This is a genomic window from Brevibacillus sp. JNUCC-41 (genome assembly GCF_014844095.1).
Classification (GTDB): Bacteria; Bacillota; Bacilli; order Bacillales; family DSM-1321; genus Peribacillus; species Peribacillus aracenensis.
Genome location: NZ_CP062163.1, coordinates 4,940,114 through 4,966,781 on the forward strand (window position 1 = coordinate 4,940,114; position 26,668 = coordinate 4,966,781).

Here is a 26,668-nt window from a genome sequence, read left to right on the forward strand (position 1 = left end):
GTCAATGGTAGTTACATAGAACCATTTCCATTGAATACTAATAAATTTTATTTGACATATCATTTCCAACCTGCTTTTTATGACTTTCTTTACTTTTATGTTACAAATTTTTCGGTTTAACTTCGACATTTCGTCATTCCCCCCTATTGTCTTGAACATTTTTCCAAACAAAAAAACAATCCGGTTTTAAACCCGAATTGTCTTGATTTCGATCGTACATTCTTCATTTCATTTCTTCATCATTCATCTCGTCCATTTCCTTTTTTTCGCCATTTTGTTCAGGAGTGCTTGGTTTTCCTATTACGAATTCTTTCTTTGGCATGTTGTGCATATCCCTTGCCGTTACATGGGCATATACATAGTAGGTTCCTTCTTCATCAAAATTCTTTTCCAATTCATATATGCCGTTCCCTTTATGTTTCACTGCGATTTTTTCATGATTATCGCTATTCGCAAGCCAAATTTCAAAACTGACATCATCCGCATCTGTCACGGCTTCGTCCCCATATGTTACTTTTGCCTTAAATTTCACAGGCTCATTCACTTTACCCTGAATTGGATCGACAGCTAAATCGACATTTAACAGTTTCGGAATTTCCTCTTCCTTGCCGCATCCAGCCAAAAAAATTAACGCCATGCAAAATAACATGATTTTTTTCATTTTTGAACGTATCCCCTTTTTATGAATTCCATTCTTCTTTTATAATCGGTAGGATGACCCTAACTGTTGTTCCCCTTTTTTCCTTGCTTTCTATTTCGATTTTACCATTTTGTATTTCCACCAATTTTTTGACAATGGACAGTCCAAGCCCTGACCCGCCATCAAAACGGCTGCGTGCCTTGTTCACTCGGTAAAAACGATTCATGATATATGGCAGATCGGCTTCCGGAATCCCATTACCCGTATCAGTAACCAGCAGTTCGCAATCATCTTTATGCTGAATTAGGGCAATATGGAGCGCCCCTCCGGAATCCGTGTACTGAATGGCATTATCAATAATGTTGTGCAGGATCTGTTCCATCCTTCCTTCATCCCCAAAAATAATCGGGTCTGGATCCAGATCTAGCTGCAAGCCCAAATGCTTTTCTTTTATTATCGGTTCATATTTCACTAGTACGTCTTCAATGAATTGCGCATAGGCAATCGGGGTTTTATTTAACAAGAATGGATCACTTTCCATTTTTGATAAGTCCATCAGATCTCCGACAAGCCGCTGCAGCCTAAGAGCCTCCCTTGAAATGAGTTGAAGGTATTTCCGTTGCTCTTCATCATTTTTCACGACACCATCCAATATAGCCTGCGTGTAGCCCTTTACGTAACTAAGCGGAGTTCTGAGTTCATGTGCAACATTTTCAAGAAATTCCTTTTTTCTTTCTTCTTCCATTTGGATGGAATTGGCCATATCATTAAAGGCCATTGCCAGTTTCCCTATTTCATCCTGACTCCTTACCTCGACCTGTATGTCATAATTCCCCTCTGAGACACGATGGGCTGCAGTCTCGATTTCCTTAATCGGACTGACTAGCTTTTTCAACCATTTCGTAGTAAACAAAATCGCTACAATCAAAAATAATAGAACGGCCGCCAACCATTTTGCGGCAAATTCCTTAAGTAAGACCGTAATGGAATCTACAGGAATATATGTATAGATGATACCTTCGAGCCGATTTTCGTCAATCAGGGGTATGATCGCCGCTACGATGTTCTTTTCAAACCTTTTCTCATATCCCTCTTTTTCAACGGCTTTCCCATCTAAAAGCATTTGCCGTTCTTCTTCAGAAATAAGGGTGTCATAATTGATTTCAAAAGGCAGACAGGCACTCAATTCCCTGGGATTGTTGACGACAAAGATCTCGCTGTCATTCTTACTGTTAAACCATTCAACTTTTTCCTTGAAATCTTCGCTGATTTCACCGCCGGAGTAATCCGCCCCTAGCAATGACGCTTCATTGACTAAATCTGTTTTAAGCTTCTCCACATATAGATTTTTATAATAATATTGAGAAAGTGAATAAGCGAACAGCACGGATAGGATGATGGCGGTGATGATGGTGAGCCATAATTTAAAAGAAAGGGTCCGCCATTTATTGATCATTTCTTTTCCTCTATCTTATAACCGATTCCCCAGACGGTTTGAATGTAATCGGCCGCTCGTAATTTCATTCGTAACGTTTTGATATGGGTATCCACTGTACGTAAAGATCCTCCATACTCCCCGCTCCATACATTTTCAAGCAGTTGTTCACGACTGAGTGCCTGGCTTTTATGACGCATGAGGAATAACAGCAATTCGAATTCCTTCAAAGTTAAATTGATCGGCTTCCCTTCGACCAAAACCGTTCTGGATTGTAAGTTCAAGCTAATTTTACCGAACCGGACATGGTTTTGACTCTCTTCATTCAATGATAATTTCCCTGTCCTTCGCAATACCGCTTCGACCCTTGCGACCAATTCTCCTGGATTGAACGGTTTGACGATATAATCGTCGCCGCCAAGCTTCAGCCCTTTCACCTTATCCCATTCTTCACCTTTCGCACTGACAAATATCACAGGGATTTCCCAATTTTCTCGAATTTCTTCACAAACGGAGAAACCATCCATACCTGGCATCATGATATCCAATAGGATTAAATCCACTTCCTCTGTTTCAACCATACTAATAGCTTCTTTTCCATTCGCAGCTTGAAGGCATCGATAACCTGAGTTCAGCAAATACATTTCAACTAGATTTCGCATATCCTCCTCATCATCCACGACTAAAATGGTATAAACATGCATGTCATCTACTCCCTCAACATCAATTGGAACGGACCTTCGCCGACTTTGATCGTTTTTTTAACATCGACTGTTCCAGCATCCATTACATACACTTCATCACTATCATAACCCGCCACGATCACATCTTCGTTGAAGTTCGCCATTTCAAAGGGGTTAACGCCGACCACTTTGCTTTTCACTACTTCATATTGATCATTCAATTTATATAAAGAGCTTGTACCATGACTAAGGACAAATATGCCTTCAGTATTTTCAAGGAACTTTATCGGCATGGTTGGAGCCTTCAGCTTATTCTTCAACTCTCCAGTTTTTGCCGAATAAATATATAGATCTTCTTCCACTTTGTCCCCATCACCGTGTCCTCCGATCCATATTTCATCCTTTTCTTCCCTTAATAATGTGCCTGTGCTGGAACTATGTACGGGAAATTCAAAATCGACCTTTTTCGTTTCAAGGTTTATCACAGAACATTTGGTATCACCAAAATTAATAACATACAAACGATTCTCTTGCACCCCCTGAAGAACGGTCAGGGGTCTTTTACCAACCTTGACAATATCCTGTTTCTCTCCATCTGTATTTAAAAAATAAATGGATTGATTCGATTGGTTGACCGCCACGATGCTTTTTCCATCACGTAACAACTGCATATTAACGATCCCTTTGCCAATTTCCCAACTGTTTATCAACTTTCCTGCTGATAAAGAGTACACTTGGACTTTCTCCATCTCTTTTCCATAAAGCAGGAGAGTATCTTTGTCTGCCAGGAGCAGGGCTCCGGTAAATGGTTCTGAAATATCCCATTTTGCAAATGGATGATAGTTTTCATCTATGAAAGTCAGTGAGGTATCCTTGATATTGACAGTCGCAAGGAAGGATTCATTTTTATTGATTTTAGTAAATGCATTACCGCTATTACACCCAGTAAGCAGTACGATGGCAAGAAAAAGCCCAATGCCCCACTTCATATTCTAAGCTCCTTATTCATTAAATATCTATTTTTTAAAGATTTTAACAATGATTTGTGAAAAAAGTATGAAGCTGAAAAGAATATTTGCTAACAAGCATCCGTAACACCTCGGAAATCATAATCTTTCCAATTCAGTGATATAGGCCATGACGATCGCATTTTTCATTTCTTCTGAAAGCGATGATTCCATCACTCGTTTAATACAGAGGTAAAATTTCTCCAATACTGGTTTTCGGGCACGGGGATGGGCATTTTCATCCAAAAGCTCACGGCGGATGAGTTCCGACAACACTTCCCTTCCATCTCCATCATTGGTCATCTTACGATTATTCCATATGCTTAAATAAGCCATCAGTAATTCTTCTTGCCTGATATTTTCTTTCATATTATCCCTTCCATCCATTACTAATTTATACATATTAATGTTCAAGTTTGTAAAGACTATCTTAATAATACGATCACGCTTTTTAAAATTCAAAAAAGGAGTGAGTACAATGTCTCAAGTATACCGCTGCCCGAATTGCCGGACAAATAAATCTCGCTTCAATCTCATTCAGCAAGTAGCGACCCCCATTAAAAAGGATCCGCAGTCAGGTGAGATCATTGAACAATATTCGAACGATTCCCTTCAGCCATTCCATCTAGCCTATAATGGTCCTGAAGTTCGGGTTCAATGTGCTGCTTGCGGATTGATAGAAGACGAAAAGACATTTGCCGCCTTTGGAATGCAACAATAAAAATGGTCAGACCCCTAAATGGGTCTGACCATTTTTTCAATCTTTTCCTACCGACATCTTAGCCCGGTCTATGGCGATTGGAATGGCTTTTCCATCCTCATATCCTTCATCCAATAATGCATTGGCGATTTCTATAGCCTTTTCCCTTACATCTTTATCTAGATTCTTCATCGAGTTTGGGTAATCGTTCTTATTCCATGGCACTAAAAACGCCTCCTTGATAAGAATGTCTCCTTTTTATGTTTCCCTTCTTTAATGGGCGGTAAACTTTTATCGGGCAGCTTTCAATTCCAAAGCTTTCAACTGACCGATCAACATTTCCTTATCCAACTTTTCCCCGATTATGACGATATTCAATGGCATTTTCATCATTTCATTCATATACATCGGCATTCCGTATGAGTATTGGAATAAATGGGGGTATTGTGAATGTGTAAAGGAAATGTACCCTTTCATCCGATAGACCGTTTCCGGCAAAGCCCTAAGCCACACTTCAAAGTCGGTTTGTGCCACGGCACCTTCGAATGTATGAACGACTGCAGTTAAATGCAAATGGTCATGTACATCAAGCTTTTGATGGCCATTATGCCGCTTTCTTTGCATTTGCTGCAATGTTGCCAAGGATACGGCTGCATACTCCGTCAATAAACATACAGCATCCGGATTCAGCGCCTGTATCGTATATATCAGCTGTGCGGCATCCATCTCACTTACCAAATCCACTTTATTCAATAATATGAAATCGGCATGGTGGATTTGCTCGGCAAGCAACTGCCGAAGCAGTGGAGACAGTTCCTCCCGATCACGCCACCTTAATAAATCGACGACCGTGATAATTCCTTTATACTCCAGCCTTTTGGCGAAGATCGGCGACATGATGCCATCCAATACTTCAACTGGATGAGCTGCGCCCGTCGTTTCAATATAAACCGCATCCAGTTCATTTTCCGTTAACAATTCATGGAGCTGAACCTCTAGTTTATCTTGAATTGTGCAGCAAATGCACCCGTCAAACAGCTCCTTAAGAGGCACTCCATCACCAATGAGTCCGCTGTCAACCGATACACTGCCGAGCTCATTTAACAGCACGGCCACTTTTCTACCAGCTTCACTTTCCTGTTTTAAAATATTTCGAAGAAGCGTCGTTTTCCCGCTGCCGAGAAAGCCGCCCAATATGTACACTTCGGTTGTTTTCATTCTTATCTGCTCCTATGATCCGGTTAAATTCGATTCCGTTAAATTTTATCATACTTATCTTACTAAAGCACTTGCCGGATCGACATAAAAAAACCAGCCTGTAAGCTGGTTTCAAACATAGACAAATTCGAAGAAAAGCGAGTTCGACTGCAGTTTTTTATATAAAAAACTGCAGTCGATTTCAGAAATCCGCTCCCTTTCCGCCGACTGTCTTCCGAGCCTCCTCGACGCAAGCGTCTGTGAGATCTCGGCAAGCCAGTTATTCGGCTGGAGTGTCGCAATTTTCTTTAATCTTGCGAGATTTCTTTCCTATAAAATAGAAAAAACACAAAGGATTAATCATGTTTTTTTAAAAAATCAAGGTTAGGTGGGACCATTCCGACTTCCCTTTTGTTTACAAACAGAAACCAGCCTGTAAGCTGGTTTTTCAACAATGATTATGCTTGAACTTCGTCTTTTTCGTAAATCGGCACCCATCCTGCCGCTGTAACGAAAATACGGACAGCAACAGTTTTCCGATCTTCTGCGAGCGTGAAATAATGTCTTGTTGATTCTGGTACACTAATAAGATCGCCTGGATTAAGACGTACATCAAACCACTGTTTATCATTGCCTTCTATGGCAAAGATACTAGTACCGCCTGCTATGAAACGCACTTCATCATCTTCATGGTGATGTTCCTGCTTAAAGTTTTCAAGCATTTGATCCAAGTTCGGATTTGCATCTGATAATGTGATGATATCATGCGCTTTATAACCTCTTCTTTCAGAGATTTCCGCTATCTCTGATTGGAATGTTACAAGGATTTCCTCCTTGTCAGCATCTGTTAAATCGTATTTTTCCACAAGATGGGCCGGTAATTTAGAAATGTCCCATTGTTCATAAATAACCCCTTGTGTTTCTAAAAATCCCTTTACCTGTTCACCGTTTTCAATAACCTCGTTTGTTTCATGGAATCTGATCGTCGCCATCATTCATTCCTCCTCTATGAGTGTTTATCTTAAAGAAACTGCAAACGCCTTTTGTTGATTAAGCAATAGTTGGTATTGAAATAAAAATTCGCAAGCTTCAAGTATTCTTTTTGCTTCGAGTCCGCTTTTACCCCAAACCGTAATGCCATGATTGCGGATCAGCACCGCGCCAGAGTCTGATTCGACATGTGGCTTGAACTTATCGGATAACAGCGGAATGTCAGCATGATTATATATGATTGGAATCCGAAGCTCCGAATCTTCCTCCCACCGATCGGTCGCTTTAATGATTTCATGGTTACGAAAGGAAACCTGGCCTTCATCTCCGTACAATTCTGATATCACATTATTTTCAACAGTATGGACATGGAGTACACAGTTCGCATTGGTTTTCCGGTAAATGACTGTATGAAGTAAAGTTTCGGCCGATGGTCTTAGGTTCGTTTCTTCAACTGGTTTTCCTTTTAAATCCACCAGTAAAAAGTCCGAATCCGTTTGCTTCCTTTTATCCTTACCGCTTGCTGTAATATAAAAGAAAGCGCTTTTGGGCTCGCGGATGGACAGGTTCCCGCTCGTTCCCATAAACCAATCCCTTGCGGCCAGTTCAGCTTTAATATCTGCCAACTCCCGCCATTCTTTAGAATGATTGTTCACGCTTTAACCGCCTCCTGCCGCTTTAAAATGTCAATTACATCAAAAAATGTTTCAAACCCTTGATGTGGAATCCCTTCCCTTTCACATTTTTCAAGCAGTATGTCACGGGCTATGACAAAATTGGCCTGTTTGGCCGCTTCAAAATCCGTTACTGAATCTCCAATAACGAATTTAAAATCTTCCGCCCCCGCTATTTCCCTCATAATGGATGGCTTGCAGCAACCGCAATCATTATTACATTGATCATCACAATCATGCGGCCACTCAATATAAATCTTTTCCTTATCAAAAAATGCTTGGTTACAATAAACGGACTCTGTTGGCAAGATATCATTTAAAAGCGGTGCAATGAAAAAATCCATGCCCCCGCTTACTATATATAAAGGGATGTTGGCTTGTTTCGTATACTCAACGAATTCATAAAACCCTGGACGAATGCCGGCCGTCTTTCTTACATATTGGATGATGTCATCCTTCATGCCACTATCAAGCAGCGAAAACATCTCCCCAACTCCTGAAGATATACTGATTTTTTGCTGGAGGATACCGTCTTTCAACTTTTCCCATTCCGGAGGAGCAAATTTTTTCATGATGGAAATGATATTATCCGTGTTGGTGATCGTTCCGTCAAAGTCACAAAAGATGATCGGTTTCATTATTCTTATAGGCCTCCCCATAACAAAAGAGCTTTTTTTAGTGTTTCTTCCTCAGCAGCCGCTTCAGATAGGTTCTTTCCTGCTAGAACGGCTTCCACAGCAGAACGGAAAGCCTTGGCCCCGCCATTTGCTCCGTCAGGGTGCCCATGAACTCCCCCTCCTGCATTAATCACGCTATCGAGCCCAAAATCCTTGATCAGGTCCGGAACCATGCCCGGATGAATGCCTGCAGAAGGAACAGGGAAGGCTTTTTTCCATGAAAGTTCATCTTTTGTCAGAGCTTCAGCAATCGCCAAGGTCTCCTTTTTTTCCAGTGCGACATTTCCATAAGGGGATGGGAACAAGGATAAATCCGCACCTGATAACCTTACTAATTTACCAAGTAATAATGGATAGCCGATTCCATAAAATGATGAAGCTGCCAATGCCCCGCTAAAGGCGGGGTGCGCCATGATCGGCAACTTGATACGATCATGTTCACTCAAGGCCTGCAATACATCCAAACCATATGTATGAACGTTGAACAATAAGGCATCTGCCCCTGCTTCAGCCGCCTGCTCTGCCTTATCCAGCAATTCAAATGTTTTCCCTGATAGATTGACTGCATATAAAGTACGGTGGCCAGTGGTTTCATGGACTTCATTCAATATTCTTTTTCCCGTTTTTATTCTATCGAAAAATGGAGTCAGTTCCTGGTCGAAGAGGATCTCATCATCTTTAACTAGGTCGACGCCCCCTAATGCTTGTTGTCTCAGTTGCTCGTTATGGAATGTCAGGTCTCTTCCTAATACACCTTTAAAGATGCTCATTACCAGGGGCCGGTTAAATACGCCAATCTTCTCCCTTATGCCTTCAATGCCAAATTGCGGTCCGGGAAAAGCTTTTTGAATATCACCGACAAAATCCAGATCGATGAGTTTTATTTCTCCGTCCAATGAAAGTTTGCCGAAGACAGTCGTGAGGATTGCAGGTAAATCAATGGAAAAATTCCCTGCCGGATAGGTAATTTTAATAAGCGAACGGTATACTTTACGATTAAAGTAGCTGTTTGCCCTCTCTTCTTCAGAAAGTGGTGTCACCGATACAACGCGCCCCTTATGTTTTTCCAGTTGTTTCTGGACTAAATGTGGCAGGTCCGTCCATGTCCCGACAGTCAAACCTAGGGCAATGCTCTCTGCTTTTTTCTCATGATTTCCAGTGAAGTCATGAATTAAATAAGTAGCGACTATCTCGCTCATCTGATCACTCCTATAACACGTTAGTAAACTCCCGATGTCATTAACCTGAAATGGTCCCAAAATGGCAAAAGCCCCTTCATAAAGAAGAGGCTTTAAAAAGCCATCTTCTTATCTCCCAGCCATTGGCTGCAAGAATTAGCACCGTGCCTTGTGGATTTCAGAAATCCGGCGAAGAATTCCGCCCCATTTTACAATGGAATTACGGTCGGTTGCTGGGCTTCATAGGGCTAGTCCCTCCACCTGCTCAAAATAAGAAAACGCTGATATATAAATTGCATTCAAGTATCGAAAGATTAAGAATTTATTTTGTATTCTGACAGGTAATCCCTACTTTGTCAATAAGTTTTAACTATTTTAACGGTGAATAAATCGGATATCTCAATTGATCGTTAAAATAAGTTTAATTTACGTATTCGTTCCACAGCCTCTTCAAGTCGTTCTTCCGAGGTCAGCAGCCCTACCCTGACGTAACCTTCGCCAATTTCACCGAATCCATTCCCTGCGGCAACAGCTACGTGGGCATGCATTAATAAATAGTCTGCAAAACTCTCTGACGTAAAACCATTAGGTACCTTGAGCCAGGCAAAAAACGATGCCGCAGGCGCTTTGACATCCCAGCCGATTGCCCTCAATCCCTCAATGAAAACATTCCTTCGTCTTTCGTACATCTGCACTAACTTCTCTACACAGCTCTGCGAATCAAGCAAAGCACTTGCCGCAGCTTCTTGTATCGCCGGGAAAAGACTCACATAAAGATGGTCTTGCAATAGTTCAAGAGCTTCTATTACACTCTTATTCCCCACTGCGAAGCCGACTCTCCATCCTGCCATATTGTAAGTTTTCGATAGTGTGTATATTTCTATTCCAACATCCTTCGCTCCCTCAGATTGGAGAAAGCTTATCGGTTTTTTCCCGTCGAATCCGATCGCGCCATAAGCGAAATCGTGGACCACACAAATGGAATGCTCTTTTGCGAGGGAGACGGTTTCATCAAAGAAACTATCAGTTGCAGAAGCACCTGTGGGATTATTCGGATAGTTCAAGAACATCATTTTGGCTTTATCAAGTACTTCTTTATGTATGTCATCATATTTCGGAAGAAAATCATTTTCTTCTGTCAGAGGCATGAGTTCGGTCTTTGCCCGGGCTAAAACAACTCCGGAAAGATAATCGGGATAGCCGGGATCTGGAACAAGGATCGTATCACCTGGATTCAATAAACACTGCGGCAGTTCTACAAGACCTGCCTTCCCCCCGAAGAGAATCGCCACTTCACTATTCGGATCCAGCTTGACACCGTATTCTCGTTCATAAAAGACGGCGGCAGCATCTTTTAAATATTGATGTCCCCGGAATGGCGAATATTTATGATTAATCGTTTTTTCTGCGGCCGACTGCAAACTTTTCACGATATGTTCTGGCGTCGGCTGATCAGGGTTTCCCTGGCCTAAATTAATGACATCATATCCTTGCTCCGTGATTGCATTGACTTTTGCGACTAGTGAAGCAAAAAACTGCTTGGGCAGGTCCTGAAGCTGACCGGATTTTTCGAATTGCACCATTTATACACCTTCTCTGAAATTTCTTGAAATTCTAGTCACAAATGATATATGTTTATCATAGTCTTGTAAAGCATTTTTTACATGTGGAGGTTTTAATCGATGAAATGGAAAATAGCTTGTATTCAAATGGATATAGCTTTTGGTCAACCGGATATCAATTTTCAGGTTGCAGAACAATGGTTGGAAAAAGCAGCACGGTCAGAACCCGATATCGTCATTTTACCGGAGCTTTGGACAACAGGATACGACTTGACCAGGTTAAATGAGATTGCTGATCACGAGGCAGAAAAAACGATTGAATTTTTAAAAACACAGGCACAAAAACACCAAATTCACATCATAGGCGGTTCCATCGCGAAAAAGACAAGCAAGGGAATCTATAACACGATGATCATTATTGATAAACATGGGAATCTCATTAAAGAATATGATAAACTTCACTTATTTCAGTTAATGGATGAACATCATTTCCTGCAGCCAGGAGAAAAAGATGGTTTATTTACTCTTGATGAAAAAATATGTGCTGGATTCATTTGTTATGACATCCGTTTCCCTGAATGGCAGCGTGCCCATACCGTTCAAGGTGCCGAAGTTCTATTCGTAACGGCGGAATGGCCAAAGCCGAGACTCGATCACTGGAGAGCCTTATTGATTAGCCGTGCCATCGAGAACCAAGCCTATGTTGTAGCCGTTAATCGTTCAGGTTCGGATGTCAATAATACATTTGCTGGTCATTCCTTGATTATTGATCCATGGGGGAATCTCATTAGTGAAGCCGGAGAAGGAAACGAACTCTTGACAGGCACCTTGGATTTCAATAAAGTTACGGATGCCCGAAACAAAATACCTGTATTCGAAGATCGCCGCCCTGATTTTTATTAATTTACCCATTGACAAACTATTCAAAAGGTTGTTATTATTTTCCCGAAGATTAAAATTTCAGAAAACATTCACTCTTATCAAGAGCAGGCTGAGGGATAAAGGCCCTATGAAGCCCAGCAACCGACTGTAATACCATTGTGAAATGGGGCGGATTCACCGCCGGATTATAAAATCCACAGAGCACGGTGCTAATTCCACCAGAATTCATTTTCTGGAAGATAAGAGGTCCGAAGCCAAAACTTCTGCCTCTTTCTATATATGAAAGAGGCTTTTTTATTCTTATTTTGAATCTGGAGGGAAAAAGAATGACTCAAAACCATTCAAATTTTAAGAGATTGACAAACGAAACAGCTATAAGCCTTGTAAAAAAACTTAGGTTGGTCAATGCGGATGCAAGTTTAAAGTGTAAAGAAATCGGCGATGGAAACTTAAATTATGTTTTTCATGTTACAGACACACACACAAATAAAGGAATAATCATCAAACAAGCGGTCCCTTATGCCAAGGTACTTGGTGAAAGCTGGCCGCTGACATTGAAAAGGGCTGCCATTGAAGCGAATGCGCTGATTCATTTCAGAAGTTATTGCCCTGAATTCGTACCGCAAGTCTATTATTCGGATGAACAGCTTGCCATCACGGTCATGGAGGATTTATCTCACTTGAAAATCGTTAGAACAGGATTGATCGATGGCGATTCATATCCATTGCTTTCACAGCATATTGGTGAGTTTGTTGCGAAGACGGCATTTTATACATCCGATTATCATCTAGAACCATCTGCGAAAAAGGAAGTGGCCCGACATTTCACGAATCCAGAACTCTGCAAAATCACTGAGGTCTTTATTTTTACGGATCCATTTTTTGAGGAACTCCCAGGAGACTTCGAAGTGGAATTGACTGATGCCGCCAAAAATATCTGGAATGATCAAGAAGTGATACTTGAGGTCGCTAAGCTGAAACAAAGCTTTGAAACCGAGCAGGAAGCCTTGCTTCATGGAGATTTACATACTGGAAGTATATTTGCAAGTGAAACTGAAACAAAGGTTATTGATCCGGAATTCGCTTTTTATGGACCTGTTGGTTTTGACCTTGGTCAATACACCGCCAACCTTCTCTTCCAGGCAGTCACACGCAATGGCGCTGGAAAGGAAGAGATTTTCACACACCTTCATGAATTTTGGAATGCCTTTGAAGAAACTTATACCGACTTATGGGAAGGTCAAAATAAAAGCCCATTCCGCCATGTGAAAGGTTATCTGCCTTACTTACTGACAAAATTCAAAAAAGATGCCTTCGGTTTTGCCGGATGTGAACTGATTCGGCGAACCATCGGCCTTTCCCATGTTGCCGATTTAAACGTCATTGAAAATAAAGAGATAAGGATTGCTGCCAAAACGGCAACGTTGGAAATTGGTGCATTTTTAATTAAAAAACGGGATGAATTAGATGTTCAAGCTGTCATTGAAGCGTTGAAGCAACGTACACTTCCATCTTATTCAACCATTTAAAAGGAGCCCTGCAAATGACTACACTAGCACCCTTACCCTATTCGGTACACTGGGATGATACCCATATTACATTATTAAATCAACAAGCCCTACCTTCCATAACTGAATTTATTGAACTTCATTCAGTTAATGATGTATATGACAGCATTTTGACATTAAAAGTTCGCGGTGCGCCAGCAATTGGACTGACGGCAGCATTTGGTGTTGCACTTGGTGCCAAACAGGAAACAACCGCTGAATTAGGGGATTTCAAGAGAAATGTAACGAGGCATATTGAAAAACTCGCCTCTTCAAGGCCAACTGCAGTAAACCTTTTTTGGGCGTTAAGGAGGATGGAGAACACCTTGCATGCTGCGCAAAGCATTTCAGCTGCAAAGGAAGCACTTGTATCGGAGGCTAAAGCCATCTTTGCTGAAGATGAAGAAATGTGCAGGAAAATCGGGGAACATGGTTTAACCTTATTCACTAGAGGAGATTCCATACTAACCCATTGCAATGCTGGGGGAATTGCCACAGCTCGGTATGGCACAGCCTTGGCTCCTTTCCACCTGGCTAAAGAAAGGGACTTTCCGTTAAAAGTATATGCATGTGAAACCAGGCCTGTCCTGCAAGGTGCGCGTTTGACGGCTTGGGAATTGATGCAAGCGGGGGTTGATGTCACCTTAATTTCAGATAATATGGCTGCACATACAATTCACCAGAAACGAATAAATGGAATTATCGTCGGGGCCGACAGGATTGCGGCTAATGGAGATACAGCCAATAAAATCGGGACATTGGGATTGGCCATATTAGCCAAGCACTTTGGCATCCCCTTTTATGTGGCCGCACCATCAAGCACATTCGACCTTTCCATCAAATCAGGCACATCCATCCCGATCGAAGAACGGAATGAAGCGGAAATCACCTCCATTCAAGGTGTAAGGATCGCTCCGGAAAACGTGAAGACTTTCAATCCAGCCTTTGACGTTACACCAAATCATCTTATTACGAGCATCATTACCGAAAACGGTATCATAACACAGGATTTCATTAAAAACATTCCGCATTTTGTTAATTGATCCAGGTTCCTTTATTGGTGATAAAAAACGAGAAGGATTTTTATCCCTCTCGTTTTTTATAGATGATTATGATTATTCTTACGAGATCTATAATACAATAATTCAAGTGAATTCGAACATTTTCACTTACTATAAGGTTGTTTCCATAATAGTTCTTATTATTTTGAAAAGAACTCCCGAAGTGCCTTTTTATTTTTAGTGAAATCTATTTGCAAAACCGCTCCGGATTTGGGATATATTTCATCTTTAAAGCTTCCTTCCACTGGAACCCTTAAGGTTTCGACGGTGTCCGGTGTATGGAAGACGACTTTTGGACCCATTTCCATTAATGTTTTCAGACCAATATCTGTATCCAGGTACGAGAGTCCTTGTTCGATGATACTAGGAAGGGCTGCCATCCCTTCGAAGGATGAGATTTGATTTACGAACGCTGTTTTTAATTGAACCATGACTTCTTGTTGACGCTCCACCCTTCCAAAGTCACTTTCTTCGTCATGCCTAAAACGGACATATTTCAATATTTCCTCACCATGTAAAACATTTTTGCCAACACTTGCTTGAATGCTCATATCATCAATGATTTCCTGATCTATATTCACCGCTACCCCCTCAGGGGCAAGTAAATCGACCATTTTCACAAATCCCTGGAAGTCGATTACCGCTACATGATCAACCTTGATATCGAAATTCTCCTGTATGGTTTTCTTAAGCAGTTCCCTTCCACCATAATAATAAGCTGCATTTATTTTGTTATATCCTGATTTATTCCCGGGCATTTTCACATAACTATCACGCATGATGGAAGCCAGCTTCAGTTTCTCCTGCTCAGGAAAGTATTTTGCCAATATAAGCGCATCTGATCGGGATTTTTGCTCTCCCCTTGTATCAACACCGATTAACAGAAATGTTTTCACGCTTTCCTGGTCGTCTTCTTTGGTAAGTTTTTTTTCCGTACCTGCATTTCCATTTTGTTTGGGTAAAGGGGCATAAGTGCAGCCTGCCAGAATCAAGATCAATAGATATATGAAGAATACCTTTTCTTTCATTGCCTCACCTCATCGGAAAATTATCCCTATTATCTGTCTAATACTGGAATTTTATGCATTTAACGACAAAAAAGCCTGCCAACGATATCGCTGACAGGCTTTTCGTGCATAATCATTTATTTAATTTCTTTCTTTAATACTTCTACTGCCTTTTTCACCTGTGTGTCGTTTTTAAGGATCTTCTCGCGGATGACCTGCATTAATTTCACGGTAGTATCATCTTTAATTGTCCCAGTTTCTTTAATTTTTTGTTCCTTCTGGAACTCTATGACCGCATTTGTGGTTGCTTCATCAAAAAATCCATCTATCTTTCCTGGATCATGGCCTGCTTCCTTCAGCATCTCTTCAGCCGCTTTCACTTCACTCGAAGAATCGGATGCTTTTAATTCCTTATCAGGTGAAATGTACGGAAGGCTGGCATAATCAGGAAGCTTTACATTAATATCCGGCTTGATCCCTTTCTTATGAATCCAATTGCCTTCAGGTGTCAACCATTTAGCTGCCGTATATTTAAAGTTAGATCCATCTTCAAAGTCTTGGGCAGTCTGAACTGTCCCCTTCCCAAATGACTTGACACCGATCAATGGAATGTCCGCAGACTCACTGACAGCCGCTGCAACGATTTCAGAAGCACTGGCACTTCCGTCATCAATCAACACGACTACCGGGATTTTCAGTTCTCCATCATTCTTCGATTTATAAACTTCTTTTTTCCCGCTGCGCTCCTCAACTTGAAGGACCACTTTCCCATTAGGTATGAACAGGCTCGCCATTTCTATTGCTTGGTCAAGAAGTCCCCCTGGGTTTCCGCGCAAATCCAATACGAGCCCCTTCATGTCCTTCTTCGACATTTCTTCAAGCGCCGTTTTCAGCTCTTGGACAGTATGTTCGGAAAAACTGGTCACTTGAATTTTTGCAACTCCATCATCAAGCATTTCCGCATATACCGTTTCAATCGGAATTGTATCCCGTTTAATGGTGAGTTCCATCGGTTCCGGCTCACCAGCTCTTGAGATGGATAAATTCACTTTCGTTCCCTTTTTGCCCCTGATTTTCAAGACAGCTTCAGAAGAGCTTAGTCCTTCAACGCTTTTACCGTCGACACTTAAAATGATATCATTCGGTTTTACCCCTGCTTTTTCTGCTGGGGACCCTTTTATCGGTGAGACGACCATGATTTGTCCATCCTGCTCCTGAATCTCAGCACCGATTCCTTCAAAAGATGAAGAGATGCTCTCATGGAAACTCGATGCTTCCTTTTTATCCATATAAGCAGAGTAGGGATCATCCAATGCTTTGATCATTCCATTAATTGCCCCGTCAACCAGCTTATCTTGATCAATCTCTTCATAATAGTTGTCTTTTATCGTATCATATGTAGAATACAGCTTTTCAAATTCCGAATGTTTATCCGGTGCTAATGACTCTACTTTTTCATCTCCAAAGGTCAAGGCTATTGTAGTAATCCCTGCAGTTAGAAATATGACTAAGAAAATCCCCATAATGAATGTAAACTTCTTTATTTTAATGAATTTCCCTGCCTCTTTTGGCTGTTTTTGATTTTCTTCTTCCACTGAAGCCTCACCACTTTCATTCTTCATGACGATATAAACGATTTCATTCCTATTTTATCAGCTTTCATGCCAATCGAAAAATAATAGTTATCAAAAATAACAATTTATGACCATATGTATTTTTTTACCTCTTCGCAAACGTTAATATAGAGAAAGCTCCAAGGGCAACAGCCAGCTCCCGACATAATAAAAATACGGATACCAAGGAATAAAGCGTCATTATACTGCACCACTTATTCCTGGTAACCCGCCTGACATTTACCTCCAATTATCAATCCTTGATAGCTGCTTCCAATGCCACCTCAACCATTTCGTTAAAAGTTGACTGGCGCTCATCCGACGTCGTTTCCTCACCGGTTAAAATGTGATCGGAAATGGTTAATACAGATAAAGCTTGGCGGCCAAATTTAGCGGCAAGCGTGTATAGGGCAGCTGATTCCATTTCTATTGCAAGTATTTGGTATTTTGCCCATTTTTCCAATTCACTATTATCGTTATAAAACTGATCGGCCGTAAATACATTACCGACCTTCAATTGCAAGCCCTTAGCCGTGCCGGCGTCATAAGCTTTTCTTAATAATTCGAAATCTGCTGTTGGGGCAAAGTCCACCCCGCCGAAAGTCATGCGGTTCATTTGGGAATCAGTGGAAGCACTCATGGCAAGGATCACATCCCTGACTTTTACATCTTTTTGAATCGCTCCTGCAGTTCCCACACGAATCAGCTTCTGGACATTATAGCTATTCATCAATTCATTCACGTAAATGGAAATGGATGGAACACCCATGCCAGTACCTTGTACAGAAATTCGTTTCCCTTTATATGTCCCTGTATATCCAAACATGTTTCGAACTTCATTATAAAGTTTAGCATCCTCTAAAAATGTTTCAGCAATATATTTTGCACGCAATGGGTCCCCTGGTAGTAAGACCGTTTCCGCAATTTCATTTTCTTTTGCCCCAATATGTACGCTCATACGACTATGTCCTCCTTAACTTGTGGTTGAATGATATTCAAAAACTACTATACCATATCAACCACAAGTTAGGAAAATTGAACCTTATCCTAGAACTTGAAAAACTGGAAATCACGAAATGACTTATTGCACCCTTACTCTAAACCGCAAACAAAACGGCGGAGGTCCGCCGTCTTTTTTTAATCGTTAATAAAATTAAGGGAAAGGAAGCTGCTAACCGTCTTATGACCGGTTACTCATCGACTTCTTCATCAATTATGCATTTTTCTAGAAGATATTCGAATGTGATGTCAGCAAGATCTTCAACTTCAGCTTCTGATGGAAGATAGCCCCGTCTTATCAATTCTTGAAAAAAGAATTCCGCTATCTCTTCTGTATCAATAAAAACCTCAATTTCTCGCAAATCATCGCCCCCTTATTTAAAGGTCTATGAATGTGTAGAGTCAAATATACCAATAAGGCACCCCATAATGGAAAATCATATGAAGGACCTAAAAATATCATGGTCCATTTCTGTTCAATTTGAATGGAAGCTTCTATAGGGAATTTGGAAATTGCCCTTTAAAAGTTTGGGATACCTTTCACTTCGTTTGCTTCTTTTTATGATCTGGATAAATTTCCTCTGCCGCTTTTTCAATTTTCGCAAGGGCAATCTTCATGATATGGCGGTATTCATCATCGCCAAAATGTTCGTAGAGCTTACAATAATCATTATATAAATCCAACAGTCCATCAATCATTTCCTTTTTTTCATTTTTTGTCATTGTCATATCTCGCTCACCTTTACCAGGGTTGTTTTGTTTAGCAATGATAGCAAGCTCATTTTTCTTTTTAGGAAGTAGCAGACCCAACTTTTTTATAATTCCATCTGCACGTTTAGCATCGGCTATCAAAGTCAGTTCTTCTTCATGCGCTTCAAGCCATTCACCATCTGAGATTCTTGATAACTCATAGATTACATCCTCCCAGGCATTTTCCTTATAGCGCCAAATTTCCGTTCGATAGCCGATAATCTTGAAATAATCCTGTTCATATCCATCCACTTGGACCAAGTCACCTAATAAAAATTTATATTCAATATCGATCTGTTCTTTTGGATAAAGGATTTCTCCTTCATATTCATTTATCGATTGCAATGTTTTTTCGATATATAGGCCTTCACTATAGTTCACTTCATACACATAAGCACCATCGAGAAATTTCACATCGGTTATATTCCCGACTGTCCCATACATTGTTATTACGACTGTATCGCCTAATTTAAATTTTGGCTGTTTTTTTTTGCCCATAAGAGACATCCCCCAATATGGTCCTTATCGTTTGATTAGTAAATTATATGCACAAACAAACATGGAGGTTAATGGAAATGCGAGGGCATTTTGCTCAATTAGCTTAAAGGGCACTGCAACCAACCAAAAACCGCCTCATTTAATGAGACGGTTCGTAGTGGGGATGATGAGGGTCACTTTCGTTCCTTCGTCGCGGACGCTCTCCATTTGGAATTTACCTTTTAATTCCTCCATTATCTGAATACACGTCGCCACACCTAATCCGTTACCATCCGGTTTGGTGGTGTAAAAGGGCATACCGATATTTTTTAAATCCTCGGGACTGATGCCTTTTCCATCATCGCTGATCACTAATTTTACATATTGGGACACGGAAGTCTGTTGCAGTTCAATCTGCCCCCTTGCTTCGATGGCTTCACAAGAATTATTCAAGACATTCAAGAGAACCTGCCTTAACCGGTTTCTGTCAGAATAAACAAAGATGGATTGTGTCACTTCATTAATTATTCTTACATGATAACTCGGATTTGAGGGGGTATAAGTATCTAAAATTTCTTCAAGGAAATCCTTTAAATCGAATTTCTCCCATTCCAGTTGATGCGGTTTTGCCAAATCAAGAAGTTGTGTCACGAATACATTGACCCGATCCACTTCATGAAGCATGACATCACTATATTTTTCTATTAATGTTGTATCATGATCCTGGCTCTTCAATAATTGGAAAAAGCCCTTTATTGTCGTCAACGGGTTCCTGATTTCATGGGCGACACCGGCAGCAAGCTGGCCAACATATTTCAATTTTTCCGTTCGGACGATTTCCTTCTCACGATCTTCTATCGTTTCCATCATTCTTAGAAAGGCAAGGTTCAATTTTTCCATTTCCTCGAAGCTTCTTTTGTCGGAAATGATGAATTCCTTTCCTCCAATGAAATCCTCTGTAGCTTCTACAAGTTCTTGAACAGGCCGTACGATGGTCTTTGTTAGTAAATAGACAGCCAGAATGATAGAAACTAAAACGATGCTGTAGATTGTCAGGTACCTTGTTAATAGGTCATTCAAAGGTTGAAACACTTGTTTCTTATCAGCACCCACAACAACAAACCATTTATTCTCCGTTTCTGCAATCGTATGGACAGGCTGGATGGAATATATTTTTTCACCATTCTCTGAACTGTACAAATCATCCGATAACGAAGCTTCCATCAGCTTTCCTTTCGTTAATCCCATTTCTTTCAAGGCAGAACCCTGCATGAGGCCATGCGGGTCTTTTTTCGAAATCAAGATGCCTTCTTGATTGATCATGAAAAAGTTCACTGGGTATTTATCGCTAATTTCATTAGCCTTTTTCTCCATCATCTCCCAAAGCCCTTTTAATCGGAAAGCTGGAGATACGACTCCGATCATTTCCCCTGCATCATCATATACTGGCGCACTTAGAACCATTATGGGTTCTGAGAATGCCCTGGTTTTATAAACGTCAGAAAGGAATTCATGACCTGCTATGGCCTCTTTGAACCATATTCTCTTCGCGAGGTTTTCCCCGATCATTTTATTTGATGTATCTGCAATGACATTGCCTTCCATATCCAAATGCAAGACACCGTAATAATTTCCTTTTGCATCAATAAACTTTCTTAGTTCATCTGACTTCTCTTCTCTTGAATGGCCAGGATTGATGATTACCGAATTTGCACTCATAAACTTCACATCACTGACCCGTTCGTTCAAATAGCTATATGTTTCATTTACCATATTCAGTGAACCTGCATTCAAGGCATTTCTTGCTTCCTTCTCCAGAAGGGAACGTTGTGATCCATAGGATATGATTCCCAATATCAGAAGAGGCACACTTGCAATAAGTAAAGAAAAAAGCAAAATTCGGGTTTGAAGGCTTTTAAACATCCTTCCGATCCTCCCTATTCCTGATCTCCCAATAAGAGCCCTTCTTCTATTTGGACATACTGTTCCCACGCTTGATCGAATACGGACATACTTTCGAGATAGTCTGCATTCAATTCTAAATAACTGCTCAGTTCATTATAATCTGTTGATTGTTTTGGGAAACCATGATCCTCATAGGCATGATTGGCAAATTTAGTGATAGCATCAATTTCCTTCGGTTGTCGAAATTTCATTAAATATAAATAAAATGGTCTCATGATGTCGAGCCCCCCTAAAATAACTATGATTTCTGCTTTAATATATCGGAAACTTTCGCTTCCGTCCACTTTTTTAAAAATCAATTTGGTTTTTTCTTCCTCATTTTAAGAAGTTCATGATTTTTCAACACAAAATGCATTCGTTATATTACGGAATTACACTGATATCGTACTCCTTCCATATTGATTACATCCTTTTAAAGAATTTTTTTCCTTTAACGACTTAGTTCTTCATGATTCGATATAGGAAACGAAGTGCTTCAATCTTGTTTAACCTAATGCCCAGGTCCCTTAACAAATACGCTAAGCATGTTCTGACGTGCCGCTTGAAGGATGGCGGAATTTCTTCAAAACCTCATTATCCAGCAGGCTTTCATTTTGCAAAAGGGAAAAAACCCCTTCATCTAAGAAAGAAATAGTGGTTTTCACTGTTCTGTCTAAAATGAGGGGATATTTTTATTTATGGAAGCGTGAATACAACCTGCCGCTAAAAGTTAAAGTATTTACGTTTCAGCAGTCTTTTCATGTTCATTAGCTCACTATACAAAGGTAGGAACGTGGTCTTTATAGTAGTCTTTTCTAAAGAAAGCATGCGAAAAGACCAATGGACACATGGTTGTTCCAATGCCTACTTAGTTATTTTGCTAGCACACTTTAATAATCAAAAAATAAATGAAAAAGCAAGTAAAGAATAATCATCTCTACTTCCTTTCAATTGAACTCTATTGTTAGTTATATTATTTTTTCCTTTTATTTGCTGTAAAGAATCCAGTCCTTTCACTATCGCCTTACACCTACCCATTTTTTCTCAATGATATTGGGGTTCTTACGATTAGTATGAAGAAAATATAACTCACGAGTAGGATTTTCACGATGAAGTTCTTGATAAGCTTTCATTGCATCAGGAGAAATAGGAAATTTCTTTTTGGTACTCTTCCCACCCATCAAACACCTTTCCATTACTTTTACTTAATGGTTTATTAAACATTTTTTCACTTAGATGGCCACCTGAATCCGCACTTTCAGTGGCTATTTCCCCTAGCAATTCGCTTGTATCTGTCTCTAAAGAATCGATTTCTCCGTTAGAAAATGAAAGAATCATTTTACTTTTACCACTCATTAGTTAGATTCCAAAAGATTTTATCAGCAGTTATATTGCGATAGGGCATTATAAGCTTTTCGCTATTCATAGCTCATTGTCCCTATTTCAACTTCAATTACTCATCATACGCCTACTGATTCCCGAGCTGTTTCATATCAATAAAAACCCCAGACCATACATAGTATTGTACCGAAGACAGTTATTAGAGCCAGTAATATAGCGCAATATAGAGTCATAAAAATTGATTTGCTATCATCAGTTTCACGAGCATGCATAAATACAACAAGTTGAACAGCTGCTTGTATGAATGCTGTCAATATAAAAATCGTCATGCCTGTTGCTTTTGACATATTGAAGAAGTAAACCAAGAGAGCTACAAATGTCAAAATCAATGAAAATACAAAACCCCATATTTGTTTAGCCGGGAATAATTCCTTCATGTTTATGTCATTCCTTTCATGTAGATAAAGGTGAAGATGAAGATCCAAACGATATCTAAGAAATGCCAGTAAAGAGAGAAAATGAAGGATTTATTGGCTGTTTCAGGTGTCAACCCGCGTTTTTTCACTTGAAGGATAATAAATAACCCCCAGAAAAGCCCTAATGTAACGTGTGCTCCATGTGTTCCTAATGTTGTAAAGAGCATCGATGTAAATGCACTAGTTTGCAGTGTAGCTCCTTCGCGATAATAGGTAATGAACTCAGTAATTTCAAATCCTAAGAATCCTAATCCAAGAAGAAGAGTGATTACGAAGAATGTCAACATGGCTTTCTTGTTGCCAAGTCGCATGGCATGAATTCCAAGTCCGATGACAAAACTGCTTGTTAAGAGCAAGAATGTTTCAGCAAGTACTGGAGTGATTTCAAAAATTTCTGCTCCAGTAGGACCGTTACCCGTACGATCAACTAATGTAAAATATGATGCAAAGAGTGTTGCAAAAAGCATAATTTCGGCTCCAAGGAAAATCCAGAAGCCTAAAATATTTAGACGATTTTGTTCCGTACTATATTCAAGAGGTTGCGAGTGATCTATTTCCATTTATTAACACCCCCAAATTTTGCTTCTGTCTCTTTAATTTCTTCTACAGAAATGTAATGACCATGATCTATTTCGAATGAACGATGAGCCATGCAAACAAAGATACCGATTAACCCAATAATCGCAAGAAACCAGATGCTGAATACTAACGCAAATCCAAAGACAAAGAAGATACAGGACATGATAAACGGTACGCCGCTGTTATTGGGCATATGAATTTTTTCATACTCACCCTTGAATAATTCATGACCTTTATATTTAGCATCCCAAAACGTTTCCCTTGAGTTCACTTGTGGAATAATAGCAAAGTTATATTCTGGTACTGGATTATGAGTAGCCCATTCAAGGGAACGTGCATCCCACGGATCATCACCAACATCTTTTGGAGCATGGCGAATGCTATAGTAAATCGTATATACGATTAATACAAAGCTGATTGCCATAAAAGCTGCCCCGATAAACGAAATCATATTCAATGGTCCAAATCCAGTCGATTCAGAGTATGTGTATATACGACGTGCTTGACCATCTAAACCAGTGATATACATAGGGAAGAATGCTAAGCAAAAACCAATGGTTAGAAACCAGAACGCCCATTTCCCAATCCTTTCATTCAACATGAAACCAAACATTTTCGGCCAGTAGTAAGTTCCGGCACCAAGTACAGCAAATACAACACCCGGAATGATGACATTGTGGAAGTGAGCTACTAAAAACATTGTATTATGGTATTGATAATCCGCCGCTGACATCGCAAGCATAACCCCGGTAACTCCACCGATTGTAAAAAGAGGTATGAAACCTATTGAATAAAGCATAGGTACGGTAAATCGGATTCTACCTTTCCACATCGTGAACAACCAGTTAAAGATCTTGATTCCAGTTGGAATAGCAATTACCATCGTTGTAATCGAGAAAATACTATTAACATATGCTGCTTGCCCCATCGTAAAGAAATGGTGCGTCCAGACGAAGAATGAATATATAGAGATAAATACCATTGAAGCAACCATTGATCGATAGCCATATAGGTTACGTCGCGAAAAGGTTGGGATAATCTCACTAAAAAGACCAAATGCAGGCAAGATTAAGATATATACCTCAGGATGTCCCCAAACCCAGAACAGGTTAGCCCAAAGCATATCCATACCGCCATCAGTTATTGTGAAAAACTTGGTTGCGAATAGTCGATCCATTGTTCCCATGATCAGCGCCACTGTTAATACAGGGAATGCAAAAATGATAATAACGCTTGTGACTAAAGAAGACCATGTAAACATTGGCATTTTCATTAATGTCATACCGGGTGCTCTCATTTTAAGAATAGTCGTCAAAAAGTTAATCCCCGTCATTAATGTACCTATTCCGGCTATTTGAATACCAATCATATAATAATTCGTTCCAACATGCGGGCTAAATTCATTTCCTGCAAGCGGGAAATAAGATGACCACCCTGCATCAGGCGAACCACCAATTACAAACGAGATGTTGAATAGCATCGCACCCATAAAAAATAACCAGAAACTTATGGCGTTTAGACGTGGGAATGCTACATCACGCGCTCCAATTTGTAATGGCACTACGAAATTCATTAAGGCCATAATGTATGGCATCGCCATAAAGATAATCATCACAACCCCGTGTGTTGAAAAAATTTCATTATAGTGCTGTGAATCTAATAATTTGTTATCCGGTACGGCAAGTTGCGCACGCATCATCACAGCATCTACCCCACCACGAAATAGCATCAACAAAGCAGATATTAGATACATAATACCTATTCTTTTATGATCGACAGTTGTTAGCCAGCCACTCCATAAATAAAACCATTTTTTAAAGTGGGTTAAACCAACAATGATCAAGAGAACAGTAACAACAATGGCCACCATTGATGAGTAAATGACGGGACTAGGATTAGGTATAAGAAATCTAGAGAAAAAACCCATACTTTTGTGTTTCCTTCCTGAAAATATTTTTCTTGAGATAGATTAAGAAATTATTCATGATCGTGTGCTGATTTTTCTTTACTATTACTTGACTTATGTTCATGCTCCATATGTTCACCTTTTGAATTCGCGTTAGAGTCAATTGAACCATGATGATGTCCAGCATTTTCACCTTCTGGAGCTGGTGAGAAGTCCAAATGATTTCCAGTAAACGTTAACTGTCCCTCATGACCCGGTTTTAATAATTCATTGAATCTTACTTCAGTAATAGGTTTCGCAGTTTCTTTAACTTCCTTTACCCATTCATCAAACTTATCTTGAGACATCGCTTCGACGTGGAACGTGTTTTCAGCGAATCCTTTCCCACTAAAGTTTGCATTTCGTCCCATCATTTCCCCTGATTCGTCCGCTGCTAAGTGTAATGTTGTCACCATGTTAGACATGGCATATTTTTGACCGCCAAGTTGTGGAATCCAGAAACTCGTGATAGGCCCGAATGAATAAAGTTTAAATTCAAGTGGTCGATTTGTTGGAATATACAAATAGTTTACTGTCTCGATATCGTTTTCTGGATAACTAAAATGCCACTTCCAGTCAGATGACGAAGCGTAAATAACTAATGGATCTTGTCCTTTGTACCCTTCAGGAGTGGCTTCCACTTTATTGTTGGAAATTACAGTAACAACGGAGAAGAAAATGACGATTAAAATCGGCACCCCAACAATAATCGTTTCAACAACGTGATTCCCTTCAATGTAGGGTGGTTCATATTCTTTAGGTAGTTTAGAGTCACGGTATTTCGTTAACACAAAGACTAAAATAGCACAAACAACAATAACAATAACCGCCATGATCGCAATTGATAGCCAAATCACATTGGCTTGCGTTTGGGCTTGAGGCCCTTTAGGATCTAAGACCGCTAATGATTCACAGCCAGAAAGCACATTGACTATGGTAGAAAGAATGGCTAATGAAACCCATTTTGTTTTCATATATTTATCCTTTCTTTTAAGATTTTATTTCTAAGTTATCCCAAAAAATGTTTATTAATAGTGGTAATTTCTCACAATCACTTTTAGAGGGGGGGATGAATATGTATGAATTCATTTGGGGAATGTTCAGAGAAACAGGTTATCTAAATACCTACTTGCTTTGAAAAGGAATTTGAATATGTGAGGAGATACTGCATGGATTTTTTTAATCCTAGTGGTCAAAGTAAGGGTAGTGAAGATGAAAATTTAACATGGCTGCAATTGGCCTTAATAGGGGTGGCTGCACTATTGGTACTGGATTTTTTCTTGGATCGGCCATTGGTATAAAAA

Annotated in this window: 28 protein-coding genes, 1 pseudogene and 2 riboswitches; of the genes and pseudogenes, 5 read left to right on the forward strand and 24 right to left on the reverse strand. The window is 40.0% G+C overall.

Going from position 1 to position 26,668, the window contains the following annotated elements; all coding sequences use genetic code 11:
* Positions 1 to 223: 223 nt before the first annotated feature.
* From JNUCC41_RS23820 to JNUCC41_RS23840, 5 genes are all read right to left on the reverse strand, one after another.
* Positions 224 to 661 (reverse strand): FixH family protein, encoded by a 438-nt coding sequence (locus JNUCC41_RS23820; protein WP_192205147.1) that lies wholly within the window; start codon positions 659 to 661, stop codon positions 224 to 226.
* 19 nt (positions 662 to 680) lie between these two features.
* Positions 681 to 2,096 carry a sensor histidine kinase gene (locus JNUCC41_RS23825; RefSeq protein ID WP_192205148.1) on the reverse strand — a complete coding sequence of 472 codons (1,416 nt, stop codon included), beginning with the start codon at positions 2,094 to 2,096 and terminating at the stop codon, positions 681 to 683.
* Positions 2,093 to 2,779, reverse strand: coding sequence for a response regulator transcription factor (locus JNUCC41_RS23830; protein WP_098369359.1), 687 nt, complete (start codon positions 2,777 to 2,779; stop codon positions 2,093 to 2,095). Before JNUCC41_RS23830 ends, JNUCC41_RS23825 begins: the two co-directional genes overlap by 4 nt.
* 5 nt (positions 2,780 to 2,784) lie before the next feature.
* Positions 2,785 to 3,747 (reverse strand): YncE family protein, encoded by a 963-nt coding sequence (locus tag JNUCC41_RS23835; protein ID WP_192205149.1) that lies wholly within the window; start codon positions 3,745 to 3,747, stop codon positions 2,785 to 2,787.
* 117 nt (positions 3,748 to 3,864) lie between these two features.
* The gene (locus JNUCC41_RS23840) at positions 3,865 to 4,134 is read right to left on the reverse strand and encodes a hypothetical protein (RefSeq protein WP_192205150.1); all 270 of its coding nucleotides are present in this window, start codon (positions 4,132 to 4,134) and stop codon (positions 3,865 to 3,867) included.
* A gap of 109 nt (positions 4,135 to 4,243) precedes the next feature.
* Here JNUCC41_RS23840 and JNUCC41_RS23845 point away from each other — a divergent pair, with 109 nt between their 5' ends.
* The gene (locus JNUCC41_RS23845) at positions 4,244 to 4,486 is read left to right on the forward strand and encodes a DNA alkylation repair protein (RefSeq protein ID WP_076366082.1); all 243 of its coding nucleotides are present in this window, start codon (positions 4,244 to 4,246) and stop codon (positions 4,484 to 4,486) included.
* 57 nt (positions 4,487 to 4,543) lie between these two features.
* Here JNUCC41_RS23845 and JNUCC41_RS23850 read toward each other — a convergent pair.
* From JNUCC41_RS23850 to JNUCC41_RS23880, 7 genes and pseudogenes are all read right to left on the reverse strand, one after another.
* Positions 4,544 to 4,690 (reverse strand): annotated as a pseudogene (locus tag JNUCC41_RS23850) (DUF2188 domain-containing protein); the annotation flags it as partial.
* 66 nt (positions 4,691 to 4,756) lie between these two features.
* On the reverse strand, positions 4,757 to 5,683 hold the full coding sequence (locus tag JNUCC41_RS23855; RefSeq protein ID WP_192205151.1) for a CobW family GTP-binding protein: 927 nt from the start codon (positions 5,681 to 5,683) through the stop codon (positions 4,757 to 4,759).
* Positions 5,684 to 6,120: 437 nt separating this feature from the next.
* Positions 6,121 to 6,654 carry a cupin domain-containing protein gene (locus JNUCC41_RS23860; RefSeq protein WP_048686713.1) on the reverse strand — a complete coding sequence of 178 codons (534 nt, stop codon included), beginning with the start codon at positions 6,652 to 6,654 and terminating at the stop codon, positions 6,121 to 6,123.
* 24 nt (positions 6,655 to 6,678) lie between these two features.
* A complete protein-coding gene (locus JNUCC41_RS23865) occupies positions 6,679 to 7,308 on the reverse strand; it encodes a methylthioribulose 1-phosphate dehydratase (protein ID WP_192205152.1) in 630 nt (209 codons plus the stop codon).
* Positions 7,305 to 7,964, reverse strand: coding sequence for a 2-hydroxy-3-keto-5-methylthiopentenyl-1-phosphate phosphatase (locus JNUCC41_RS23870; RefSeq protein WP_192205153.1), 660 nt, complete (start codon positions 7,962 to 7,964; stop codon positions 7,305 to 7,307). Before JNUCC41_RS23870 ends, JNUCC41_RS23865 begins: the two co-directional genes overlap by 4 nt.
* Before the next feature lie 5 nt (positions 7,965 to 7,969).
* Complete coding sequence (mtnW, locus tag JNUCC41_RS23875) at positions 7,970 to 9,202, reverse strand: 2,3-diketo-5-methylthiopentyl-1-phosphate enolase (protein ID WP_192205154.1); 1,233 nt, start codon at positions 9,200 to 9,202, stop codon at positions 7,970 to 7,972.
* 105 nt (positions 9,203 to 9,307) lie between these two features.
* Positions 9,308 to 9,458, reverse strand: a riboswitch (SAM riboswitch).
* A 133-nt stretch (positions 9,459 to 9,591) separates the two neighbouring features.
* Positions 9,592 to 10,764 (reverse strand): pyridoxal phosphate-dependent aminotransferase, encoded by a 1,173-nt coding sequence (locus JNUCC41_RS23880; RefSeq protein ID WP_286182210.1) that lies wholly within the window; start codon positions 10,762 to 10,764, stop codon positions 9,592 to 9,594.
* 99 nt (positions 10,765 to 10,863) lie between these two features.
* On the opposite strand from JNUCC41_RS23880, the gene JNUCC41_RS23885 reads away from it, so the two are divergent.
* The 3 genes from JNUCC41_RS23885 to mtnA all read left to right on the forward strand — a co-directional run bounded on the left by JNUCC41_RS23885 (position 10,864) and on the right by mtnA (position 14,215).
* Positions 10,864 to 11,646, forward strand: coding sequence for a carbon-nitrogen family hydrolase (locus JNUCC41_RS23885; RefSeq protein WP_192205155.1), 783 nt, complete (start codon positions 10,864 to 10,866; stop codon positions 11,644 to 11,646).
* 71 nt (positions 11,647 to 11,717) lie between these two features.
* Positions 11,718 to 11,871: riboswitch (SAM riboswitch) on the forward strand.
* A gap of 80 nt (positions 11,872 to 11,951) precedes the next feature.
* The gene (gene mtnK / locus JNUCC41_RS23890) at positions 11,952 to 13,154 is read left to right on the forward strand and encodes an S-methyl-5-thioribose kinase (protein WP_192205156.1); all 1,203 of its coding nucleotides are present in this window, start codon (positions 11,952 to 11,954) and stop codon (positions 13,152 to 13,154) included.
* 14 nt (positions 13,155 to 13,168) lie between these two features.
* Positions 13,169 to 14,215, forward strand: coding sequence for an S-methyl-5-thioribose-1-phosphate isomerase (gene mtnA / locus JNUCC41_RS23895; RefSeq protein WP_192205157.1), 1,047 nt, complete (start codon positions 13,169 to 13,171; stop codon positions 14,213 to 14,215).
* Positions 14,216 to 14,373: 158 nt separating this feature from the next.
* Here mtnA and JNUCC41_RS23900 read toward each other — a convergent pair whose 3' ends face one another.
* The 12 genes from JNUCC41_RS23900 to qoxA all read right to left on the reverse strand — a co-directional run bounded on the left by JNUCC41_RS23900 (position 14,374) and on the right by qoxA (position 26,338).
* Complete coding sequence (locus tag JNUCC41_RS23900; protein WP_192205158.1) at positions 14,374 to 15,261, reverse strand: LCP family protein; 888 nt, start codon at positions 15,259 to 15,261, stop codon at positions 14,374 to 14,376.
* A gap of 116 nt (positions 15,262 to 15,377) precedes the next feature.
* A complete protein-coding gene (locus JNUCC41_RS23905) occupies positions 15,378 to 16,835 on the reverse strand; it encodes a lmo1851 family serine protease (protein ID WP_228467436.1) in 1,458 nt (485 codons plus the stop codon).
* Between the two features lie 271 nt (positions 16,836 to 17,106).
* A complete protein-coding gene (deoD, locus tag JNUCC41_RS23910; protein ID WP_076366058.1) occupies positions 17,107 to 17,811 on the reverse strand; it encodes a purine-nucleoside phosphorylase in 705 nt (234 codons plus the stop codon).
* Positions 17,812 to 18,043: 232 nt separating this feature from the next.
* Positions 18,044 to 18,214, reverse strand: coding sequence for a YozD family protein (locus tag JNUCC41_RS23915; RefSeq protein WP_192205160.1), 171 nt, complete (start codon positions 18,212 to 18,214; stop codon positions 18,044 to 18,046).
* A gap of 178 nt (positions 18,215 to 18,392) precedes the next feature.
* On the reverse strand, positions 18,393 to 19,100 hold the full coding sequence (locus tag JNUCC41_RS23920) for a hypothetical protein (protein ID WP_192205161.1): 708 nt from the start codon (positions 19,098 to 19,100) through the stop codon (positions 18,393 to 18,395).
* Between the two features lie 135 nt (positions 19,101 to 19,235).
* The gene (locus JNUCC41_RS23925; protein ID WP_192205162.1) at positions 19,236 to 21,002 is read right to left on the reverse strand and encodes an ATP-binding protein; all 1,767 of its coding nucleotides are present in this window, start codon (positions 21,000 to 21,002) and stop codon (positions 19,236 to 19,238) included.
* Between the two features lie 14 nt (positions 21,003 to 21,016).
* Complete coding sequence (locus tag JNUCC41_RS23930; protein WP_192205163.1) at positions 21,017 to 21,259, reverse strand: YozE family protein; 243 nt, start codon at positions 21,257 to 21,259, stop codon at positions 21,017 to 21,019.
* Between the two features lie 901 nt (positions 21,260 to 22,160).
* The gene (locus JNUCC41_RS23935) at positions 22,161 to 22,379 is read right to left on the reverse strand and encodes a hypothetical protein (RefSeq protein WP_192205164.1); all 219 of its coding nucleotides are present in this window, start codon (positions 22,377 to 22,379) and stop codon (positions 22,161 to 22,163) included.
* Positions 22,380 to 22,516: 137 nt separating this feature from the next.
* Positions 22,517 to 22,801: a cytochrome aa3 quinol oxidase subunit IV gene (gene qoxD, locus JNUCC41_RS23940; RefSeq protein WP_192205165.1), complete on the reverse strand. Its 285-nt coding sequence runs from the start codon at positions 22,799 to 22,801 to the stop codon at positions 22,517 to 22,519.
* 2 nt (positions 22,802 to 22,803) lie between these two features.
* Positions 22,804 to 23,400 (reverse strand): cytochrome aa3 quinol oxidase subunit III, encoded by a 597-nt coding sequence (qoxC, locus tag JNUCC41_RS23945; protein ID WP_098369342.1) that lies wholly within the window; start codon positions 23,398 to 23,400, stop codon positions 22,804 to 22,806.
* Positions 23,391 to 25,346: a cytochrome aa3 quinol oxidase subunit I gene (gene qoxB, locus JNUCC41_RS23950; RefSeq protein ID WP_192205166.1), complete on the reverse strand. Its 1,956-nt coding sequence runs from the start codon at positions 25,344 to 25,346 to the stop codon at positions 23,391 to 23,393. Before qoxB ends, qoxC begins: the two co-directional genes overlap by 10 nt.
* A gap of 50 nt (positions 25,347 to 25,396) precedes the next feature.
* Positions 25,397 to 26,338, reverse strand: a complete 942-nt coding sequence (gene qoxA, locus JNUCC41_RS23955) for a cytochrome aa3 quinol oxidase subunit II (RefSeq protein WP_192205167.1) — start codon at positions 26,336 to 26,338, stop codon at positions 25,397 to 25,399.
* Positions 26,339 to 26,533: 195 nt separating this feature from the next.
* Here qoxA and JNUCC41_RS27195 point away from each other — a divergent pair, with 195 nt between their 5' ends.
* Complete coding sequence (locus JNUCC41_RS27195) at positions 26,534 to 26,665, forward strand: hypothetical protein (RefSeq protein WP_286182211.1); 132 nt, start codon at positions 26,534 to 26,536, stop codon at positions 26,663 to 26,665.
* The last annotated feature ends 3 nt before the right edge of the window (positions 26,666 to 26,668 follow it).

Coding starts and splice junctions, on each gene's coding strand:
- JNUCC41_RS23820 (WP_192205147.1), bottom strand. CDS start 661: ATGAAAAAAATCATGTTATTTTGCATGGCGTTAATTTTTTTGGCTGGA.
- JNUCC41_RS23825 (WP_192205148.1), bottom strand. CDS start 2,096: ATGATCAATAAATGGCGGACCCTTTCTTTTAAATTATGGCTCACCATC.
- JNUCC41_RS23830 (WP_098369359.1), bottom strand. CDS start 2,779: ATGCATGTTTATACCATTTTAGTCGTGGATGATGAGGAGGATATGCGA.
- JNUCC41_RS23835 (WP_192205149.1), bottom strand. CDS start 3,747: ATGAAGTGGGGCATTGGGCTTTTTCTTGCCATCGTACTGCTTACTGGG.
- JNUCC41_RS23840 (WP_192205150.1), bottom strand. CDS start 4,134: ATGAAAGAAAATATCAGGCAAGAAGAATTACTGATGGCTTATTTAAGC.
- JNUCC41_RS23845 (WP_076366082.1), top strand. CDS start 4,244: ATGTCTCAAGTATACCGCTGCCCGAATTGCCGGACAAATAAATCTCGC.
- JNUCC41_RS23855 (WP_192205151.1), bottom strand. CDS start 5,683: ATGAAAACAACCGAAGTGTACATATTGGGCGGCTTTCTCGGCAGCGGG.
- JNUCC41_RS23860 (WP_048686713.1), bottom strand. CDS start 6,654: ATGGCGACGATCAGATTCCATGAAACAAACGAGGTTATTGAAAACGGT.
- JNUCC41_RS23870 (WP_192205153.1), bottom strand. CDS start 7,964: ATGAAACCGATCATCTTTTGTGACTTTGACGGAACGATCACCAACACG.
- mtnW (WP_192205154.1), bottom strand. CDS start 9,202: ATGAGCGAGATAGTCGCTACTTATTTAATTCATGACTTCACTGGAAAT.
- JNUCC41_RS23880 (WP_286182210.1), bottom strand. CDS start 10,764: ATGGTGCAATTCGAAAAATCCGGTCAGCTTCAGGACCTGCCCAAGCAG.
- JNUCC41_RS23885 (WP_192205155.1), top strand. CDS start 10,864: ATGAAATGGAAAATAGCTTGTATTCAAATGGATATAGCTTTTGGTCAA.
- mtnK (WP_192205156.1), top strand. CDS start 11,952: ATGACTCAAAACCATTCAAATTTTAAGAGATTGACAAACGAAACAGCT.
- mtnA (WP_192205157.1), top strand. CDS start 13,169: ATGACTACACTAGCACCCTTACCCTATTCGGTACACTGGGATGATACC.
- JNUCC41_RS23900 (WP_192205158.1), bottom strand. CDS start 15,261: ATGAAAGAAAAGGTATTCTTCATATATCTATTGATCTTGATTCTGGCA.
- deoD (WP_076366058.1), bottom strand. CDS start 17,811: ATGAGCGTACATATTGGGGCAAAAGAAAATGAAATTGCGGAAACGGTC.
- JNUCC41_RS23920 (WP_192205161.1), bottom strand. CDS start 19,100: ATGGGCAAAAAAAAACAGCCAAAATTTAAATTAGGCGATACAGTCGTA.
- JNUCC41_RS23925 (WP_192205162.1), bottom strand. CDS start 21,002: ATGTTTAAAAGCCTTCAAACCCGAATTTTGCTTTTTTCTTTACTTATT.
- JNUCC41_RS23930 (WP_192205163.1), bottom strand. CDS start 21,259: ATGAGACCATTTTATTTATATTTAATGAAATTTCGACAACCGAAGGAA.
- JNUCC41_RS23935 (WP_192205164.1), bottom strand. CDS start 22,379: ATGAGTGGTAAAAGTAAAATGATTCTTTCATTTTCTAACGGAGAAATC.
- qoxD (WP_192205165.1), bottom strand. CDS start 22,801: ATGAAGGAATTATTCCCGGCTAAACAAATATGGGGTTTTGTATTTTCA.
- qoxC (WP_098369342.1), bottom strand. CDS start 23,400: ATGGAAATAGATCACTCGCAACCTCTTGAATATAGTACGGAACAAAAT.
- qoxB (WP_192205166.1), bottom strand. CDS start 25,346: ATGGGTTTTTTCTCTAGATTTCTTATACCTAATCCTAGTCCCGTCATT.
- qoxA (WP_192205167.1), bottom strand. CDS start 26,338: ATGAAAACAAAATGGGTTTCATTAGCCATTCTTTCTACCATAGTCAAT.
- JNUCC41_RS27195 (WP_286182211.1), top strand. CDS start 26,534: ATGGATTTTTTTAATCCTAGTGGTCAAAGTAAGGGTAGTGAAGATGAA.